The sequence below is a fragment of the Paenibacillus sp. FSL R7-0163 genome, assembly GCF_037969975.1.
In the GTDB taxonomy this organism is placed as follows: domain Bacteria; phylum Bacillota; class Bacilli; order Paenibacillales; family Paenibacillaceae; genus Paenibacillus_AQ; species Paenibacillus_AQ odorifer.
Genome location: NZ_CP150224.1, coordinates 3,650,477 through 3,670,136 on the forward strand (window position 1 = coordinate 3,650,477; position 19,660 = coordinate 3,670,136).

At 43.3% G+C, this 19,660-nt stretch carries 13 protein-coding genes; 4 read left to right on the forward strand and 9 right to left on the reverse strand.

Annotated features, from left to right (window positions below; translation table 11 throughout):
• The 3 genes from NST45_RS16305 to NST45_RS16315 form a co-directional block, all read right to left on the reverse strand.
• The gene (locus NST45_RS16305; RefSeq protein WP_076129998.1) at positions 1–930 is read right to left on the reverse strand and encodes an ABC transporter permease subunit; all 930 of its coding nucleotides are present in this window, start codon (positions 928–930) and stop codon (positions 1–3) included.
• Positions 931–1,211: 281 nt separating this feature from the next.
• Positions 1,212–2,786 carry a response regulator transcription factor gene (locus NST45_RS16310; protein WP_076195203.1) on the reverse strand — a complete coding sequence of 525 codons (1,575 nt, stop codon included), beginning with the start codon at positions 2,784–2,786 and terminating at the stop codon, positions 1,212–1,214.
• Positions 2,761–4,599: a sensor histidine kinase gene (locus NST45_RS16315; RefSeq protein WP_170914166.1), complete on the reverse strand. Its 1,839-nt coding sequence runs from the start codon at positions 4,597–4,599 to the stop codon at positions 2,761–2,763. Before NST45_RS16315 ends, NST45_RS16310 begins: the two co-directional genes overlap by 26 nt.
• 249 nt (positions 4,600–4,848) lie before the next feature.
• Between NST45_RS16315 and NST45_RS16320 the strand changes: the two genes are divergently transcribed.
• From NST45_RS16320 to NST45_RS16330, 3 genes are all read left to right on the forward strand, one after another.
• The gene (locus NST45_RS16320; protein ID WP_339823191.1) at positions 4,849–7,995 is read left to right on the forward strand and encodes an alpha-mannosidase; all 3,147 of its coding nucleotides are present in this window, start codon (positions 4,849–4,851) and stop codon (positions 7,993–7,995) included.
• Positions 7,996–8,149: 154 nt separating this feature from the next.
• The gene (locus NST45_RS16325) at positions 8,150–9,340 is read left to right on the forward strand and encodes a pectin acetylesterase-family hydrolase (protein WP_339823193.1); all 1,191 of its coding nucleotides are present in this window, start codon (positions 8,150–8,152) and stop codon (positions 9,338–9,340) included.
• Between the two features lie 46 nt (positions 9,341–9,386).
• Positions 9,387–10,022: a TetR/AcrR family transcriptional regulator gene (locus NST45_RS16330; protein WP_051491631.1), complete on the forward strand. Its 636-nt coding sequence runs from the start codon at positions 9,387–9,389 to the stop codon at positions 10,020–10,022.
• Between the two features lie 2 nt (positions 10,023–10,024).
• Here NST45_RS16330 and NST45_RS16335 read toward each other — a convergent pair whose 3' ends face one another.
• The 5 genes from NST45_RS16335 to sbnA form a co-directional block, all read right to left on the reverse strand.
• Positions 10,025–11,380: a HAMP domain-containing sensor histidine kinase gene (locus NST45_RS16335; RefSeq protein WP_339823196.1), complete on the reverse strand. Its 1,356-nt coding sequence runs from the start codon at positions 11,378–11,380 to the stop codon at positions 10,025–10,027.
• Positions 11,377–12,054 (reverse strand): response regulator transcription factor, encoded by a 678-nt coding sequence (locus NST45_RS16340; protein ID WP_076140963.1) that lies wholly within the window; start codon positions 12,052–12,054, stop codon positions 11,377–11,379. Before NST45_RS16340 ends, NST45_RS16335 begins: the two co-directional genes overlap by 4 nt.
• A 59-nt stretch (positions 12,055–12,113) precedes the next feature.
• A complete protein-coding gene (locus tag NST45_RS16345; RefSeq protein ID WP_339823199.1) occupies positions 12,114–14,087 on the reverse strand; it encodes a serine hydrolase domain-containing protein in 1,974 nt (657 codons plus the stop codon).
• 201 nt (positions 14,088–14,288) lie between these two features.
• A complete protein-coding gene (locus NST45_RS16350) occupies positions 14,289–15,254 on the reverse strand; it encodes a 2,3-diaminopropionate biosynthesis protein SbnB (protein ID WP_076129992.1) in 966 nt (321 codons plus the stop codon).
• A gap of 24 nt (positions 15,255–15,278) precedes the next feature.
• Positions 15,279–17,486, reverse strand: coding sequence for a 2,3-diaminopropionate biosynthesis protein SbnA (gene sbnA, locus NST45_RS16355; protein WP_306068413.1), 2,208 nt, complete (start codon positions 17,484–17,486; stop codon positions 15,279–15,281).
• 162 nt (positions 17,487–17,648) lie between these two features.
• Between sbnA and NST45_RS16360 the strand changes: the two genes are divergently transcribed.
• Entirely contained in the window at positions 17,649–18,458 is an 810-nt protein-coding gene (locus NST45_RS16360; RefSeq protein WP_038569944.1) for a YheC/YheD family protein, read from the forward strand.
• Between the two features lie 71 nt (positions 18,459–18,529).
• Here NST45_RS16360 and NST45_RS16365 read toward each other — a convergent pair whose 3' ends face one another.
• Positions 18,530–19,552 carry an NADP-dependent oxidoreductase gene (locus NST45_RS16365; RefSeq protein ID WP_339823204.1) on the reverse strand — a complete coding sequence of 341 codons (1,023 nt, stop codon included), beginning with the start codon at positions 19,550–19,552 and terminating at the stop codon, positions 18,530–18,532.
• Positions 19,553–19,660 lie beyond the last annotated feature (108 nt).

Consider the following 19,660-nt stretch of genomic DNA (forward strand, 5'->3'; position numbering starts at 1 on the left):
CTAGAATATCGCATTCTCTTTGCTGATCTTTTTCACAATAGAATTCGTTACAAGCACCATGATAAATCCAACAATCGATTGATATAGACCCGCTGCTGTACTCATCCCTAGATTACCTGTCGTACTCATGCTGCGATAAATATAAGTATCGATAACATTCGTTACGGAGTATAGAACACCTGAATCCCGAGGGATTTGATAGAATAAACCGAAGTCCGATCTAAAAATACCACCAATCGCTAAAATCGTTAGCGTTACCATTAAAGGTTTAAGCAAAGGAAGTGTAATAAACTTAATCTGCTGCCATTTGCTGGCCCCATCAATCATAGCTGCTTCATAGTAGGACTTGTCGATACCCGCTATAGCCGCTAAGTAAACAACACTTGAATAACCAATTGATTTCCAAATCCCCATGAAAATTAGGATATATGGCCAAAAGCGAGTATCCCCATACCAGGAAATAGGATCGCCTCCGAAGTAAACAACCACTTGATTCAATATTCCTTTATCTACACTCAGAAAGCTGAAGGTAAAGAAACTAATAATGACCCAAGAAAGGAAGTAAGGCATAAACATCGCCGTTTGATAAACTTTAGCCATCCGTTTGTTCACAAGTTCATTTAAGGTGATCGCAATGCCCACCGCAAGAACTAAACCGAGAGAGATCAACGCCAAGTTATAAAGAATCGTATTTCTTGTAATGATATAGGCGTCCTCCGTCGAGAACAAAAAGTTGAAATTTTCAAGGCCAACCCACTTACTATTTAAAACGCTTGCAAAGAATCCATCCCGATGAATCTTGAAATCCTTGAATGCAATTACTGTTCCAAACATCGGTAAGTAGCAAAAGATCAGGAACCATAATGTCCCTGGTAATACCATAAACCAGAGTACTTTATCCTTAATTAAACTTTTGAAAAATGCAGGCATTATTCCACATCCCCCTTCTCTCTATCCCCAAACAACCCCTATATATCCCTTCGATCTTTTTCCCTCGCCCCTTTAACTACCCTTAATTCTGCGCTATAAAAGCGGTTTCATAAAGTTGAAAAACTCCAGAATCAGATGTAAAAATTAAAGATCCACAGCAGAAGGGACATTTAAAAAGTCTATTTCCCCTTAAATTTGAGCAAAAAAAAAGGAAACATTCTCGTTATCAACGTCCATGAAGCCCGTACTTGAACGTGATACTCAGGAACATTTCCTTTATTTTAGGATTTTGCTTTTTTGTACATATTCCGAAGCTCTGTCGGCGATACACCTACTGATTTTTTAAACTGGCGATAGAAATATGCTGGATCCGGATATCCTACTTCAGCTGCAATTTCGTTGGTTAGTAACGTAGTTTGAAGCAGCAATTGTCTTGCCTTTTCAATTCGAAATTGATTAACATAATCAGAGAAACTACGGCCCATTTCCTTCTGAAATAGCTGGCCCAAATAATTAGGATGCATTTCCATACGCTGACTGAGCGTTTTCAGGGATAGCTCTTCTCTATAGTGTTTGCTTACTTGATCAACCATATATCTCATATTCGGACTGAGCTCATCATTTACTAATGATAATTGGTCTAGTGTTTCTTTCACACTTTCCTGCACATGGTGCACCAATTGCTCAATAGTATGTATGCGCAGCAATGGATTAAACACGGCACTAAAATTAGAGTTTTTCTCCATTTTCTTAGCAATCAACATTAACTCAATCGCTACGTTGTAATTATCAATGCGGGTAATCATGCCACAGCCAAACAGCTTTTCGAACGTTTCTGCGATAAATTGGTTCGTAGCCTCCCGGTCTCCAGATAATAATAATTTGGTGAATTCCTCATAATCAATTTCGAGCTTCTCCTCATGCAGAACCATCTTTGATAGTTGTTCCACATCTATAATCGGGTAACCCGGTAGCATAAGATGATCAACATATAAACTCTTCGCCTTTTTATAACTATTTGGGACTTCCTGAAAAGCATGCTCCTTACTTCCTATCGTTATCCAGACAGACTTTTCTAACTCATGCATAATCTCACATTGCACTTGCTCCAGTACACAATAAAGCTCTTCTTTGTTCTCAGCTTCAGCCCGCTCAGCAATAATAAGAACAAGATCACCTTCCATATCTATAAATACAATAACGGTTCCAAGTTGCTCTAATGATTTCACAGCGATACGATAACATTCATCCATAAGCTGATTCCTATGGAGTTTATCCTGGCCCTCATCGTCATCCTGTTCGGTGATAAGCCGAATCGCAGCCACCGTAAAAAATGAACAGTCCAGTGAGATATTTAAGACTTTTGAACGGTGCTGTAGCTCCTGCCGGCCTATATTGCCAGTTACCCAGCGGTTTAGAATATTATTGCGTAGAACTTGCCAATCCTCTTTAGCATGAAATTGTTCAACATCCTCTTGATTCAGCACTTCAACAATTTGTTCAATGGTTGATTCCAACTCATGTATATTAATGGGTTTGAGAATATAATTTTCAATGCCTAGACTCATTCCAGCTTTTAAATACTCAAATTGCTCATACCCGCTCAAGATTATAAACCTCATTTTTGAATCAAAAACCTTTATTTGCTGAATCAGTTCAAGTCCCGTAAGTTTTGGCATCGTAATGTCAGTAATTAATATGTCGATCCCTTCATTATGATTGCGTAGAAATTCTAAAGCTTCTTCCCCATTAGACGCTTGTCCCGCGATTCTCAATCCATATTTTTCCCATTCAATCACTGAACGTAATCCTTCAAGAATAAGAGGTTCATCATCCACGATAAGTATATTGTGCATTATTAGTACTCTCCCTTACTACTGGTATATTCATGATGACTATTGTTCCTTTATTTACTTCACTAGCGATCGTTAATCCATATTCAGTCCCATAATAAAGTTTAATTCGTTCATTCACATTACATAGGCCTACCGAAGAAGGAGGTTCATCCATTCTCATACTGACTTGAAGCATTTGCTGTAGCTCTGTTAGCTTGCTGGGAGTAATTCCATTTCCGTTATCACTTATAGCAATTTGAATTTCCCCGCCAGATTCAGTAACTTCAATACGGATGAGATTGCCAAAACGGTCAGGTCTAAATCCGTGAACAATATAATTTTCAATAACCGGTTGAATAAGCAATTTAACGATAGAACAATTCATGGAAGCTGGACTTATTTGTGATTCGATTTGGAGCCTATCTTTATGTCTAATCTGGAACAACTCCAGATACAAATTACAATATTCAATCTCATCAGATATTGTAACGACCATACTTTTCTTAATCATCGTTCGAAATAATGTCGATAAAATGTAAATCATCTGACCTACATCCTTCGCTCCTTGCGTAATTGCCCGCATCCTAATCGCCTCAAGTGTGTTATATAAAAAGTGTGGATTAATCTGTGATTGAAGTGCAACTAGCTCAGCATTTTTCTGGGTAAGCTCCGAAATATACACTTTGTTAATATAGAGTTCTAGTCTTTCACACATATAGTTAAAATTGTTGGCAATTAGCTGCAATTCATCTTCTCGATTAAGGTGAATACGTGTGCTCAAATCACCTTCCTGTAAGCGCTTCATAGATTTGACAATGATCTTCACTTTTTTAGAGAAACGTAAAATAATTCCGTATGTAAAAGACATTGCAGTAATAATAAGCGCTGTGGTAATCCCGATAATCCAAGTTCGAACCGTTTTCATTTCGTTGTTGACCTGTGACTTCTGAATGATCCCTGCCATAATAAGACCTGAGCTATTCGTTGTATTTAAGTTAACCTTGGAGATCCCATCCAGTGTTGTCCAGCCATCGGCATGAAGCGCATCGATATGTGGATATCGCTGTCCCATATACCTTCCCAATGAATCATATATAACGTCACCGCTTGGGGTTAAGACCAACAATTGACCATTATTTTCTGCAACTTTTGTGCCAAGCCATTTTGAAATAAGTTCTGCGTCAAAATCTACTATGAGCATACCGATCGTTTTCAGTGTAATCGGATCTTTAATTTCCCTAGTCATTGTATATAAATTGTTATTGTCTTCTCTTATTTCCTTAAGCACTAATTTGGTTTCATGCGAGACCCAGCCATTCTTCGGTAAGGATAATTTTTGCTTAGAACCGTCCATGTCGCTCAAGTAGAATTGCCGGGTATTATTTTTATATAAATAATAAAATTCTTTCTCTGTGCTGTACAAAATAACGTCATAAATCCCATTTTTCTGATTCAAATAGGTTTTGAAATACGTATCGAACGTATGAGGAACGGAGCTCCCTATATCTGCATATTGATCTAAACGGTATTTAAGATAATCCCCATAATCATTTTGCAAAAAGTAGGACAAATCCTCACTGACAGAGGCATCGCTATATATTTGCTGGATAGCCACTTGGATGCTTTCGTACTGCTGATTCATATACAAACTTACATAATCCAGCACCTCCCGATTAGCATCTACATGTTGGCGAGTGATCGTCTGTTCATAGTATTTATATACGGTAATGGAAGAGGCTATTAACGTAATTATGATGATTGAAGAGTATATAGCTAATATTTTATTGAACAGTTTTTTCTGCAAATGGTTTTGATAAAATTTCTTTACATTCAACAAAGCCACCTTCTTTCTGAATATCACCTTTAGGATTAGAAGCTTAACATCACACTTCTTTTTCTGCAATGGAAGCGCATGCATTTTTTATTTATAAATTCTAGCGCTCCAACTTTTCTCTCCACCGAGAGTTTACAACTCACAAAAAATCGTCTATAGTTGATTTCTACCCCCCAAACAAACCTATAATAACCCAAATAGATCTTAATTTCCTCGTCCCCCATCAACATATTGGAGGGGCTATTACTCATGTTTCTAACCAAACGCAAACTCAACTCCCAACTAAACGAAATTTCCGAATATCGTTACCGGGATCGTATACACATTCCTTTTTTCAACTCAATGATTGACGAACAAGGTGAAATTGCAGCCGAACCGCCCGTGGATGGAGAATGGTCTGAGCTACGAGTTGGCGATACCTGGAAAGGCCGCGATTTGTATTTATGGCTAACGACAAATATAGACGTACCCGCTACTTGGGCAGGCCGTAGAGTACTGGGTCGATTTGATTTTGGCGAGACGGGTGCTGGAAACAACTCCGGATTTGAATCCTTATTCTTTTTCAACGGCAAACCCTATCAAGGTGTAGATTCCAATCATACCGAAGTGTTCTTGCCAAATGAAACGGTAGGCACTCAGCTTCCACTGACCTTCCGGTTATGGTCGGGACTCGAAGGAGGCGGCCCTAAAAAGGATCAGACACATGGCATTCGCATGGCTGAAATTTGTTGGCTGGATGAAGCAACGGATGATTTCTATTTTACCGCGCTTGCTGTAGTCGAGACGCTGAACGTACTCGATGCCAAAACTCCAGAATATACACAACTTATGAGTACAGTAGACCGCTCCTTTCTTCTGATCGACTGGTCTCGTCCTGGTTCAGACAACTTCTATGCTTCGATCGGGAAAGCCCGCAATTATTTGCGTGATGAAATTAATAAAATGGAGAAGTCCTCACCCGTCACAGTTACCTGTATTGGCCATACCCATATTGATGTGGCTTGGTTGTGGCAATTGAAACACACCCGTGAGAAATGTGCGCGTTCCTTCTCAACCGTACTACGTCTGATGGAAATGTTCCCGGACTATACCTTTTTACAGACTCAGCCGCAACTCTATGAATATATCAAAAATGACTATCCAGAAATCTACGAAAATATTCGTGAACGTGTGGCTGAAGGACGCTGGGAAGCTGGCGGCGGCATGTGGCTTGAAGCAGATTGCAACTTGACCTCAGGAGAGTCTCTAGTCCGTCAATTACTGTATGGAACTCGCTTCTTACGTAATGAATTTGGGGTTGAATGTGACTATTTATGGCTGCCGGACGTATTTGGCTACAGCTGGTCCTTGCCACAAATTCTAAAAAAATCAGGAATTAATACCTTCATGACCACAAAAATTAGCTGGAATCAATATAACCGGATGCCACATGATACCTTTCAATGGCGTGGGATTGATGGCACAGAGGTGTTAACACATTTTATTACAACGCCAGAGCCTTGGTCCGAAGAAGATTCTTGGTTCTACACTTATAATGGCCGGATTATTCCTAAGACTGTAAAAGGAATTTGGGATACCTACCGGGATAAAGAAGTGAATCGCAATCTGTTACTTTCTTACGGATATGGCGATGGTGGCGGGGGTGTGAACCGTGAAATGCTAGAGATGCGCCGTCGGCTAAACGATCTTCCCGGTCTGCCGAAGATTGAAACAGGAACAGCGGGAGACTACTTCCGTAACTTGCAAGAAACTGTTGCAAATACGGATCGTTATGTCCATGTATGGGATGGCGAGCTTTACTTAGAATATCACCGCGGCACCTATACAAGCCAAGCCTACAATAAGCGGATGAACCGTAAGCTTGAACTGCTATACCGTGAGGCGGAATGGCTAAATACACTGCAAAGTGTGATGACAGGTGACTGGTCGAACTATCGTCAGACCGATTTAGACGAGGGCTGGAGAATTATTTTGCGCAACCAATTCCATGATATTATTCCGGGCTCTTCGATTCGTGAAGTATATGAAGACAGTACGATTGAATATGCACAAGCAGAAGCAATAGGTCAGTCTGCCTGGGAGCAATCCAGTAAGGCACTTGTGAGCGGAAATGAAGCCGGTAAATATACGATCTGGAACAATGCTGCTTGGGAGCTGACAGAACTCGTAGAAATTACTGTTGAAGCCGGGATGGAAACAGGACATTGGATAAGCTCAGAAGGAAAACAACTACAAGCTCAACGTGAAGGTGACCGCTGGATCGTTGAAGTATCTAACATTCCTTCTCTCGGATACACAACCATTTCCTTCGTAGAAAATGTAAATTCTGAGTCTCTAAGCGCTCCATTCAAGCTAAATGAATCAGGAGTTTCAACGCCTCACTTCGAAATTGAATGGAACGAACAAGGGCAATTAGTATCCATCTATGATATAAATGAACAAAGACAAGTATTAGCAAACGGAAGTCACGGTAACGTGTTCCAAGTGTTTGAAGATAAACCCCTGGCCCATGAAGCGTGGGATATTGACATCTACTATCAACAAAAAATGCGCGAAGTAATCGACTGCCGCAGCATTGAAGTCATAGAAAAGGGTTCACTGCGATGTGTTGTACAATTCACATGGAGTTATATGGATTCCACGATTAAGCAGCAAATGATCTTACATGCACACCATCGTCGTATCGATTTCGTGACGAAGGTAGACTGGCATGAGCGACAACAGCTAATGAAAGTAGCTTTCCCTGTTGCGATACGAGCTACCGAAGCCACTTATGACATCCAGTTCGGTAATGTTACGCGTCCAACACATTGGAACACTAGCTGGGATTACGCTAGATTCGAGACTGTGGGGCATCAGTGGGCAGATTTATCAGATCGTGGTTATGGCGTTAGCTTGCTGAACGACTGCAAATATGGTTATGACATCAAGGATAATGTAATGCGTCTATCCTTAATCAAATCGGCAACGCACCCTGACCCTGAAGCGGATCAAGGCGAACATACTTTCACCTACTCTATCCTGCCTCATACTGGGGATTGGCTACAGGGTGACACCGTCCGTCAAGCTTGGTCCGTCAACAACCCTCTACGGAGCACCATGGGGCAAGCAGAAGTGACAACCAAGTCGCTTATTCGCCTTTCTACACAGACGGTTATGGTTTCTGCGATTAAGAAGTCTGAGGATGGTCAAAAATTAATCGTACGTGTGCACGACTATTCCGGAAGCCGCCAGCAAATTGATATGACTAGCGACTTGAATATTATTTCGTGGCAAGAGTGTAATCTAATGGAGCGTCCTGAAGGGGAAGTCCACACTGAACCTGTCATTACTTTTATACTTGAACCTTACGAACTAAAAACATTTGAAATCGAAGCAGCAAAACTAATAAAGTAACGTACAAAAATTGGGGTGTCCCTGTAGCCATAGATCAAAGGTTACGTAGGACACCTCTTTATATATTTTCTCACGATTGTTTCTTATGCTTTTAAGTATACACCTTGTGCAATGAGTAATCTTGACGTATACTCCGAGTAAGGGAGAGATGGATATGAGAAAAATGAGGAAAATCACAATATTCACAGGTATTGGGTTATTCAGCCTTGTTTTGATTGCCATGTTTGCAATCAGCGCTTTTGTAATCAAAAGACCGGCGACTACCACCCCCGAAATCGCGGAAGTGAAGCCTTACAAGTGGAATAAAGTCACGCTAGACGGAAATGTCATATCAAGTGATGGATCAGAGTATTTTTTGTGGAATAAAAAGGGTGAAAATAATAACTGGATCATCTTCTTTTCCGGTGGCGGGGCCAGCTGGGATGCCCAAAGTGCAGCACACCCCATCAAGCTTATGAACTTTATTAAAGGTGGAGATACAGGCAACTATTTCCCCAACATCCCCTTCTATATGCTGACATTGCTGAGAGGCATGATGGATACGGATAACCCTGCCAATCCATTTCATGGCTGGAATGTGGTCTACCTTCCCTATTCGACCGGTGACTTCCATATCGGCAACCGCACAGTTGAATATAAAAAAGATGACGGCAGCCCCTTTACTATGCGTTATAACGGCAGCAATAATGTGCGAAGCAGCCTCGATTGGATATATGCCAACGTGGATAAACCCGGCAAACTACTGATTGCTGGCGAAAGTGCTGGTGGCTTTGGGTCCGCTTTTTGGGCTCCCGAGATCGCCTCTCACTACAAGGACTCCGAGATCTTCCAATATTCGGACAGTTCCTTCTTGAAATCAGACAAGTGGCCAAATGTTGTGAAGCAGGAATGGCAGGCAGACTTCGTGAAGAACTTCGGATATGCCCCTGAAGCGGATATCATCGGGGCAGCTTTTAAAGCGAACGGCCATCTACTTCCTGCGAATGCGATAATATTGCAATCCTACTCGGTATTTGACGAGATTCTGATCCACTTTCAGAACAACATCAACGATTACAAGGGGCCAAGAGATCAAAGCATCATTAATGAGTGGTCACAGGAAATGCGGCAATCTGTTTCTTCTTTGGCAGCCACTTTACCTAATTATTATTACTATCTCACCGACTATGGACTGAACGCAAAGACGGGTACAACTCCGCACACTTTTGCCACCAGAGAGACCTTCTTTCAGGCTGAACAGGATGGTGTGAAGCTTCTGAATTGGTTAGGTGATGCGATCAACCGGCAGAACCCCTATTCAGTGGGCAGCAAATTCCTCATGAATTCGAAGCCAGCTCAGAAATAGTGCTAGAAGCAGCGGAAGAGTTGCAACAAGACAGGAGAGAAAATCAATGAATTTGCGGGAAAAGCAAATGCAAATGACAAGGGAGATCATTAAGGATACAGCGCTTAGCTTATTCTGTGCCCAAGGTATTGAGCGCACGGATATGGCACAGATTGCGGAACAAGCCGGCATCTCCCGGCGTACTTTGTATCATCATTATAAGGACAAGGAAGAGTTAGCCGCTCAAATCTATGCCCTTAATCTGGAGCGGATGTTTGGACAGCTGCTGTTTGATTTTGATTTTGAACACCCTGTACAGTCATTGGAGAACATTCTCGATAAATATCTGGCGTTAAGAGATCATCAGGAAGCCCTGATCTACTATGATGCCATTTTTGGAGTTTACTACAGCACGCTTTCCAAAAATCCCGCGGAACTTCCTGACTTTAAGCAGGCTATGGAAGGCTGGTATTCACGGTTAATTCTCCTTGAGACAATTTCAGTCGCTCCGGAGGAAAAAAATAAGTGGCTGGACATTCTGCACAAGTCCACCCACCTGTATTTCATGTATTTACAAAAAGCCGTCATTATTACTCATCAGCGGGGGGGTGTGGTTACGGAGGAAGATCGGGTTATGGACCGGCAATTCAAGGATTTCATTATGTTTGGCGTACGGCAATCCAAGAATGAGACAAACCCTTAATTTCACTTATGGGGCAAACTGACGATAATCGTCGTTCCCGCTCCAACCGCACCGTCCACTTCTATGTTTCCCTGATGCAGGGAGACAATTTTTTTAACGATTGCAAGTCCCAAGCCATTGCCATTGTTGTTTCCATTCCGTGACTTGTCTATTTTATAAAATCTTTGGAATACGGTGTTGAACTCTTCCGGGGAAATCCCGATCCCGTTATCACTGACGGTGACCGATACATCTGCTGCACTGTCATCTATACTGATGCGGATGTTCCCGCCTTCCGGTGTGAACTTGATGCTGTTGCTAAGCAAATTCATCCATACTTGCTTCAGCTGATCTTCATCACCCTTAATTTTGACAGCTTCCGGCAGCTCAAGATCGATAACGATGCCTTTGGCTGACCATTGTGGCTCACAGGTCACAACGATGGTTCTAATCTGCTCGTCAAGATTGAAGGAATCTGCGTTAAAAGGATGATGTTCAGAATCCAGGGAAGCGAGCTTCAGCAAATTATCACTTAACCTCGACAGACGCTCACTCTCAGCAATGATGATATCAAGATATTCAGAACGTTCCTCTTCCATGATTAGATCATTGTTCTGCAATGCCTTAGCAAAGCCGGAAATAGACGTAAGCGGTGTCTGAATTTCATGAGACACGTTGGATACGAAATCCTGCCTCATCTGTTCTAACTGCTTCAACTCCCCGGCCATCTCCACATAGCTTTGTGTCAGTTCCCCTATTTCGTCTACTCGGTTTACTTTAAGCGCTACCTCGAAATCACCCTTGGCTAGCCTTCTTGTCGCATTCGTCAAAGCTTTGATCGGCTCCACCAAATATCTGGCGGCAATAAGAATGCATAGACTACCCAGTAAAAGCACGAGTAAAAGCACAAAGAGCAGCATCCGATTGACGATATTTTCGTTCTCGGCAGAATACTGCAAGAACATTGCTTGCCACTCCCCGTTAAACATAAAGGGCATCCCGATAAAGGTATCCTTATCTTTCGCAGAGGAACGATAGAGTTTTCCTTGCAGCACTTGTTTCACAGCATCGCGGGTGATAGTGACGGCCGGACTATCCTTGAGCCCATAAAAGGTATATTCCCCGGAATGATTATATAGGTGGATAGGGTATGCAGATACCTTAACCATACTATTCAAGAACTCGTCTGTATCCTCAGGCTTGTTGGCGTCATCATAACGGTGAATGATCTCCTTCCCCACTGTGATCATTTCATTCTGTCCCTCGTAACTTATTTGTTTCTGAAAGACATACAAACCAATGAAAAAGGAACAGATCAGACTAAAGATAATGATGCCTAGAAACGTGAGAACGACGCGTACATACAATGTCTTGATCATAGCGCAGGGATCAGCCGGTATCCTAAGCCGCGGGCCGTTTCGATTTGAAATTGCTCGTCGTTACCGCAGAATTTCTCCCTCAACCGGCTTATATGCACATCTACAGTCCGGCCGTCTCCTTCATAGTTCAATCCCCAGATTTGAGAAATCAACTGTTCTCTTGTGAAGATTTGCCTGGGGTGACTAGCCAACAGAAACAGTAGCTCAAATTCCTTCAAAGGAATCGTTACCGGTTCTTCATCACGCGTAACCTGGAAAGTGCGGCGGTTAAGCACCACATTGCCCAACTGCACAGACTGGGAAGAAACGACCAGCGAGCGTTTAAGCAAAGCTTTTACTCGCATCACCAGTTCAAGCGGATCAAACGGTTTGGTCAGATAGTCATCCGTGCCGAGTTGAAAACCTTTCACTTTATGTGCAGATTCTCCTTTAGCCGTCACCATGAGGAGGGGAATGTTGGCATCAGAGCGCCTGATTTCTCTGCACAGATCCCAACCATCCAATCCTGGCATCATAATATCTAGGATGACGAGATCGACTCGCGAGTTCTCTATAATGGACAGCGCTTTGGTACCATCCCTGGCTTCTTTGAGGCCAAAACCTTCTTTTCGCAAAAACAAAGACATTAGCTTTCGGATGTTATCATCATCATCAGCGATAAGTATAGTAGCCACGATTTGCCTCCTCTCTTAAGCTTACATTATATATGATATATTCTTGACAAGAAACGAAGTTATCCGAACTGCCAACCCAACAGGTTCCAATAGTAGAAAAACAGAGTCATCACTACAGCCGAAAGTGCCACTAGTGTATAATGCACATGCTTGAAAGCTGTCCAGTATTTATTTTTCCAAACCAGTATAGCCGAGATTAGCAAAGCTAAAGTCAGTCCAACCAAAAGGATTGGCATAACTAAACTGAGAGAAAGCAAAAGACTGATACCGCTGAACTTCTGCATCGTGTCCATGGACATAACCACCATAAATATCGTGAAGAAAGATAGCAGCGCCCACCCAGCAGTTCCCGCAGATAAGCGGATGGCCCACTTTTCCGGAGGCGTCATCGCCTTGATCTTGCGTCTGGAGAAGATTAGTCCAAGCAATGCAGTGATGAAAATCAACCCCGAGCCGCCAAGTAAAATAAGCCAAAACTTATTCTGATTCAAGAGTGGCGTACGCTCCAGCGGCATTTCCGGCGCCATACCTAAGAGCATATGTGTAACCTTACCGGACTCATCTGTGCGGAAGCCGATTTGTTCGGTACCTCCCTCGAGCTGGAACAGATTAGGACCGATTTCTCTGTACAGCTGTTGTTCACTACCACTTCCCAAAGATAGCTTATTCTCCTCTACCTTAACATTTAGCTGGGCAAAAAAATTGAAAAATTTATCAATATCACTGTGGTTACGGCGTGTGAATTGATAGGTTCCCGCATATTTCTGAACAGATTCCGCAGAAGTGGAGAATTCAGGCTGCTTCGCTTCAGGATCGGGATAATAGCGCTCAAAAAAGGCATGGACTAGGCCTGCCGCGGAATCACCGCCCTGACCGCCGTTATAGGAAACAAAGATACCTATATGCTTGGCAGGCACAAGATAAAACTCGGTATTAAACATGGGGTCGGAACCACCATGAGTAATTAGTCTAAGACCATTGATGCGTTTCTCAGAGAACCCCAGATCTACTCCCGGCAGACGTTTATCGAATTGGTACGCCGTTGAATGCATTAGTTCTGCGGTCTCCGTTCTAAGAATCTGCTGGTCACCATATTTCCCGTTCTGCAGATGGGCAATCATAAAGTGCGCCATATCTACTGCTGATACTGTACCCGAGCCGGCAGGACGAAAGCCGCCCTCGAAGGTAGGTGTGCCAGGAATAAAGCTGCCGTTCTCACTCGTGTACCCTACAACTTGATTGGGTATGAATGACTCCGGCAAAGGCTCTACCACAGTCGAATATTTCATGTCGAGCGGATCGAAAATATACTTTTGTATATAGTCATTGTAAGGAACACCGCTGACTTCCTCCACAATCAGACCCGCGAGTGTAGCCCCGAAGTTCGAATAAGAACTCATCTCTCCGGGGGGTCTTACCCGTGCCAGCATATGCTTATTGAGTGTTTCCGAGATTGATCCCGGCAATTTGGCAGGGTCGGTAGTGATTTGATAACCCACTCCACCCTCTTCAAACCCCGCTGTATGTGTCATCAAATGGCGCATCGTGATCGGCTCAGGATAAGTAGCAGGAATCTTCACTGATTTCAGGTAGGTGTTAATATCAGTGTCCAGATCTATCTTGCCTTGTTCGACCAGCTGCATCACCGCTGTCCAGGTGAACAGCTTTGTCGTTGAAGCGATTCGAAACATGCTGGTTGTCGGATCAACCGGTGCCGCTTCTTCCAGATTAGAACTGCCATAACCTTTGGCTAAAATAATCTTGCCGTCTTTTACAATGGAGATAACCGCTCCCGGAATTTGCAGCCGGTTCATATCTTTTTCCATAATTCCATCAACGAAGCTAGTCAGTCCCGAGGTATCATCGAGATTGGCAAATGCTTCAATTTGCGCTGCCGGCAGTCCGGTTTGACCCGTTTGGTTCTCAGCAGAGGCCCGTTTCCCGGGAAATACCAAGCTTGCGCCAAAGCCGGCACTAATCACAGCCAATAGGGTCAGACCAGCGATCAGCCTTTTTTTCATAGGTGTCAACATTATTATCCTCCGAGTCATCATTTATTGGGGTGGATGATCATCCGCCTAACACTTATAGAGATTATCAGAGTATTATGAATGGAACGTTAACAAGACAATAAAAAAACTAGACAGCAATCCACCCTTAAAAGTGACGGATCATAGTCTAGTTACATCAGAAAAATCTATAAAAAATCCCATAGCGAACGTATGCCTACAACCTTACTGTAGCTCAGTCCCGATCCCTTTTTCTCTAGCCTTCTTCACGAAGTATACCGCTGTTGCGATATCAAAAACCGCCATCCCCATCGGACAAAAGAAAATCGGCTCATCTGCTCTGAGTTCATTCAGGCAATGGCGCGAGACGACATCGGTAATCATTCGGGTATCGGCACGAGTTAACCCATGTTTCAGATGGAGCTGCTGTATGTCAGTATTTTCGCGGCACACCTCATCCCAGTCGTCGACGATTATGGCCTTCACCGAAGCTAATGCCTCAGGCTTATAATCACGCAGTGAAATATTCAGTAGAAGACTACCTTCCGCCGGAAGCATATCGATATATCTATGATTGGATACGGTACAGGTGATAAAGATATTGGACTTTCGATAAACGTCCGCCCACGTCTCCTCCACTTCTATCCTATTCTTATATATAGATGAGATGTCTGACAAATCTACTTCCCTTATATCAAAAATGCGGACACGTTCAACTCGATCTCCGTACAATGCCATAACCATTTGAAAATGATATTGCCCGATTGGTCCCCAGCCGATAATGCCAAGATGAATCCGTTCAAGTGAACGTGCCTGCAAAAAGTAGCCAATCATCAGTCCACTGATGGAAGCTGTCCTTACGATGCTGGGGAGCGGAGAGCTTAGGACGGATATAGGCTCGCCCGTAATGGGATCATTCAAGACAATGATGCTATGCGCGCGGGGAAGACCAACCTGGATATTATCCGGGAAGCTGGAAATCCATTTGATCCCTGCTGCGTTCACGTTCCCCCCTACGTATGCGGGCATTGCAATAATACGATTTTGAGGATTCTTATACCTTAGGTAAGGTTTTACGGGCTGCGCGTAATCTCCAGAATCAAGTATGCGCACCGTAGTTTCTATCGATTCCACGAGAGAAGGCCAATCAAGCCCCACCTCCCGGATGTCCCGATCGTTTAAATACAGCATTCCACAACCTCCTTTTGCCGTTCGTTAAGCAAGGACAATTCCACCGTCAGCCGAGAACTCCTGCCCAAATTCATTCTGAATCCATGGGTCAGAGTATAATGTATCGAGGTAACGCTCCCCTTTGTCATGCAAAATCACCACACAGACAGATCCTGGAGCTAATTCTTGCTCCATATGCCTAACAGCGGCAAGGTTAGCACCTGAGGATGCACCGGCCAGAATCGATTCATTCTGGGCGAGTGCTCGGCATCCTTTTACGATATCCAAGTCTGAGACATGCACGATACGGTCGATTAAATCCGTTCTGCAGAAAGGGGGTACGATGCCAGCACCCAGTCCCGGGAACCGCCGTTTCTCTTTGTTCCCACCAAAAATAGTACTTCCCTCCGCATCGACGGCAACAATCTTAGTCTTCAGACCCTGATCCCTTACATATTCCGCGAGACCACGAATCGTGCCGCATGTACTTACGCTGCAAAACAAATAATCTACTTCGCCAAGCTCAGTCACGATTTCTTTCATGGTCGTATGGTAGTGGGACAAATAGTTATTTGCGTTTGCATATTGATTCGGCCAGTAGCTGCCCGGTATTTCCTCCAAGAGTCGCTGCACTCGATTCAGTCTAGCAGGCAGATATTCACCGGTCTCGGGATCGGGTTCGCTAACAAAGTCAATTTTTGCAGTTAATGCTTTCAGAATCTGCAGATTTGTTGTGGTAGTTCTTGGATCAACCACGCTAATAAAACGCAGCCCTAAATATTGGCAAATCATCGCCAAGCTAATCGCCATATTACCCGAACTCGACTCAATAATAGTAGTTCCCGGCCCGATTTTCCCTTCCTTCCATGCCTCATGGATCATCCGCAGAGCTGGACGGTCTTTCGCACTTCCTCCCGGATTTAGCAGTTCCATTTTTGCGTAGACTTCGAACTCACTGTTCTGGAACAGATTATTCAGCTTGATTAATGGTGTTTTTCCGATAGTCGACAAGATACCGCCTTGGATATTTATGTCCACCTTAGCTTTGTCCATCTGATAATATAACTTCTTGTTCTTGACCTGCCCGCTGGCCAGCGACTCCCCTTTAGCTACTATAATGATCTCAATATCATCAAGCAGATGGTTGCGAATCATCATCCCGATTTCCGGAATACACTCCCTGATTTCCTCTTTGATTACCGGAATAATAGAGGGCTTCACAGATTTACTCTTGATATAAATAGAGAGCGCATTGTTTTTTACCTTGACCCGAATGATCGCATCTTCAATATGACGGTATACGACCTGCTCGATATCGTACAGGCTGATCTTCTCACCGTGCTTCAGTTCTTGACCCACTCTTTTTACAATAGACTCAAAGCTTTGTTGTTCAACCCCGTCTATCATCACAGGCCTAAAATCCCTTACAACGTCATAAGTAACAAAACGAAGAGCTGGCAGCATCTTGCGGACAGTTGAGGTAAGCACCAGAATACTTTCATTGTTCCGAAGTGGCCTTACTTCTTCGTCTAACTCATGAACCCCGATTCCTTCCGCAAAAATTCCGTCGGCAAAAATGTACCTGCCATGATCATGGGAGTAATAAGCGATCGTACCGATTTCAATGGAGCCGTAAGTATCGATGATGTCTCTAGGATCAATACCGAACAAGCCAGCCATATTCCGCTGCCACTCGGGTGGAGCAATTTCCCCTACCAAAATAATCTTGCGAATTCCGAATTCACGCGGGTTTCCGGCAGCATATACGATATGGTCAAGGATGGACGGCATCGTATAGAGCAAGTCAGGTTTAAAAGCTTTAAGCTGTTCAATATGCTGTTCGATTGGCAGTTCAAAGGGGATTGAACTTTTTTCCAATCCTAACCTTTCAAAAATGGTCAGCGCAGTATTTGCTGCATGTCCAGTGCCCATATCCGCCAACGCTCTGTTACATCCGCTTCCCGCAATAAGCTCGCCGAATAGCTTCGTTTTAATATCCACATAGTGTTTGTCATCTTCCTCAGAGTAGAGGATTGCTTTTCTACGGCCTGAGCTTGTACCAGACGTCCTATAAACAGTCCAAGAAAGATCGATGGGTTGGTTATAATAGAAGGTTTCAAGTGTTTTCGAAGATATAAGAGGTAAGTTCTGCAGGTTATAATTCGTTTTCTCCCCATCGATCAGCCCCTTGTACCAAGGGTATTCGTCCATTACTTCTTGCACCTTATTCTGCAATTTCCCGAGCAGCATCATAGCCGCCTCCCGTTGACCGCATGCTGCAGCCCAAGTTTAATAAATGCCTCCAATATTCATATGTAGAATTCTTTGCATGTGTTCTATTATTCTGTGGTTGCCCAAGCAAAAACTGCGTATTCCCGTAATATAGCCTATAGATATATAGAACGGAGGAACAAAATGAAGGAGCCAATACGGCGGATATCCAATAAGCTGACGAAAACAAGGGTACTGCTTAGAAAACAAGAGCTAAGGAAGTATATCCCGGTAACGAAAAAAATGAATAAAAACGTACTCTATGAGATGTTGCAAAAACATAAAATGGTGTACATTAAGCCCTGCTGTGGATCTTTGGGACAGGGTGTAATTCGGATTGAAAGATCACAAGATCATTCCGCCAAAAAACGACCAGCCTACAGCTATCAGTCCGGTACGCATAAACATACATTTTCTGATTACGAGATGGCTTATCGGGCAATCTTTAACGAGACCCAAGGAAAGTCCTATTTGGTGCAAAAGGGGATTTGGCTTTTGGTTTATGAAGGAAGGCCATTTGATATCCGGGTAATGGTGCAAAGAAATCTTAAGGGCGGGTGGGAAGCTACAGGCATTGCGGGTCGCGTTGCTCATCCTCGCAAAGTGGTTACGAATGGGAGCCAAGGGGGAACGATTTATCCGGTAGAGGCATTATTAGAATCCTACACAAACGTAGAGAATAGTAGCGCGTTGATCCGGTCCATGCAACAAATTGGAGTGAACTCCGCCAGACAGCTAAGCACAGCCTATCCCGGCCTGCAGGAAATCGGTGTGGATATTGCCTTGGATCGACGCCTTAAACCATGGATCTTGGAAGTAAATACAGCCCCCGATCCGTGCCCATTTACCAAACTGAATGACACCAGCATGATTGAGCGAATCGTCAAATATGCGAAAGCCTATGGCCGCACATACAATCTTAAATGCATGAAGTCCAAACAGGGTATGGTCTGAACGGATTTGATTGGTGATAATACAAAAAGCCCTGATATATAAAAGTCTCTACCAGGGCTGTTTGTGTTGTTTTAGAATTCGGAGTCGCTCACCTTAACAAGCATCTTCCCGAGGTTCGCACCTTGAAACAATTGCAGGAATGCTTCAACCACTTTGTCGAATCCTTCAACAACTGTTTCTTCATATTTTAATTTACCTTCTGTTAGCCATTTTCCAAGCTCTTGAAGGCCTTCAGACTGGCGGGCTGCGTAATCACTAAGAACGAATCCTTTGATAAGGGAGCGGGTTTTGATCAATCTGCTCTGAATACGGGGACCCATATCTCCATCTGTACTGTTATAGGAAGAAATAGCGCCACATAGTGGAATACGTGCATAATCATTAAGCAAACTCATCACAGCATCTGAAATCGCTCCACCCACGTTGTCAAAATAAACATCAACACCATTTGGACATGCTTCTTCCAAAGCCTGGCCTAAATTTTCCGTTGTTTTATAATTAATGGTTGCATCAAAGCCAAGTTCTTTTTTTAAATAGTCGCATTTGTCATCGCTACCTGCGATCCCAACGACACGAGCGCCTTTGATTTTGGCTATCTGTCCAACAAACATCCCCACTGAACCCGCTGCCCCAGACACTACGACAGTCTCTCCTTCTTTCGGCTGACCGATATCAAGTAAACCGAAATATGCAGTGAGCCCTGTTAAACCTAGAACACTTAAGTAAGCCGATACAGGTGCAATCGAATCATCGATTTTGGTTACTGCTTTAGCATCTACAGTATTATATAACTGCCAGCCCAGCATACCGATGACTTTATCTCCAGCTTTGAATAGCTCCGATTTGGAGTCTACGATCTCTCCCACAAGTCCTCCAGCGATGACTTCATTAAGCTGATACGGAGGAACATACGATTTAGCATCATTCATTCTTCCGCGCATATAAGGATCCACTGACAAATACAACGTACGTACAACAACTTGTCCTTCTTTTGCTTCAACTACAGGAATATCTTTGAACTCGAAATTTTGCTGGGTTGGCATGCCTACAGGACGTGAAATTAACAGGACCTGTTTATTTTTCAACTGATTCATAGATCACTACTCCATTAATATTTATTTTTGCTGCTACCTATAACTATTAACCAAACCCTGTACATGATTATCAAATAGTTATAAAACTATCAAACTATCAAGAAAAAA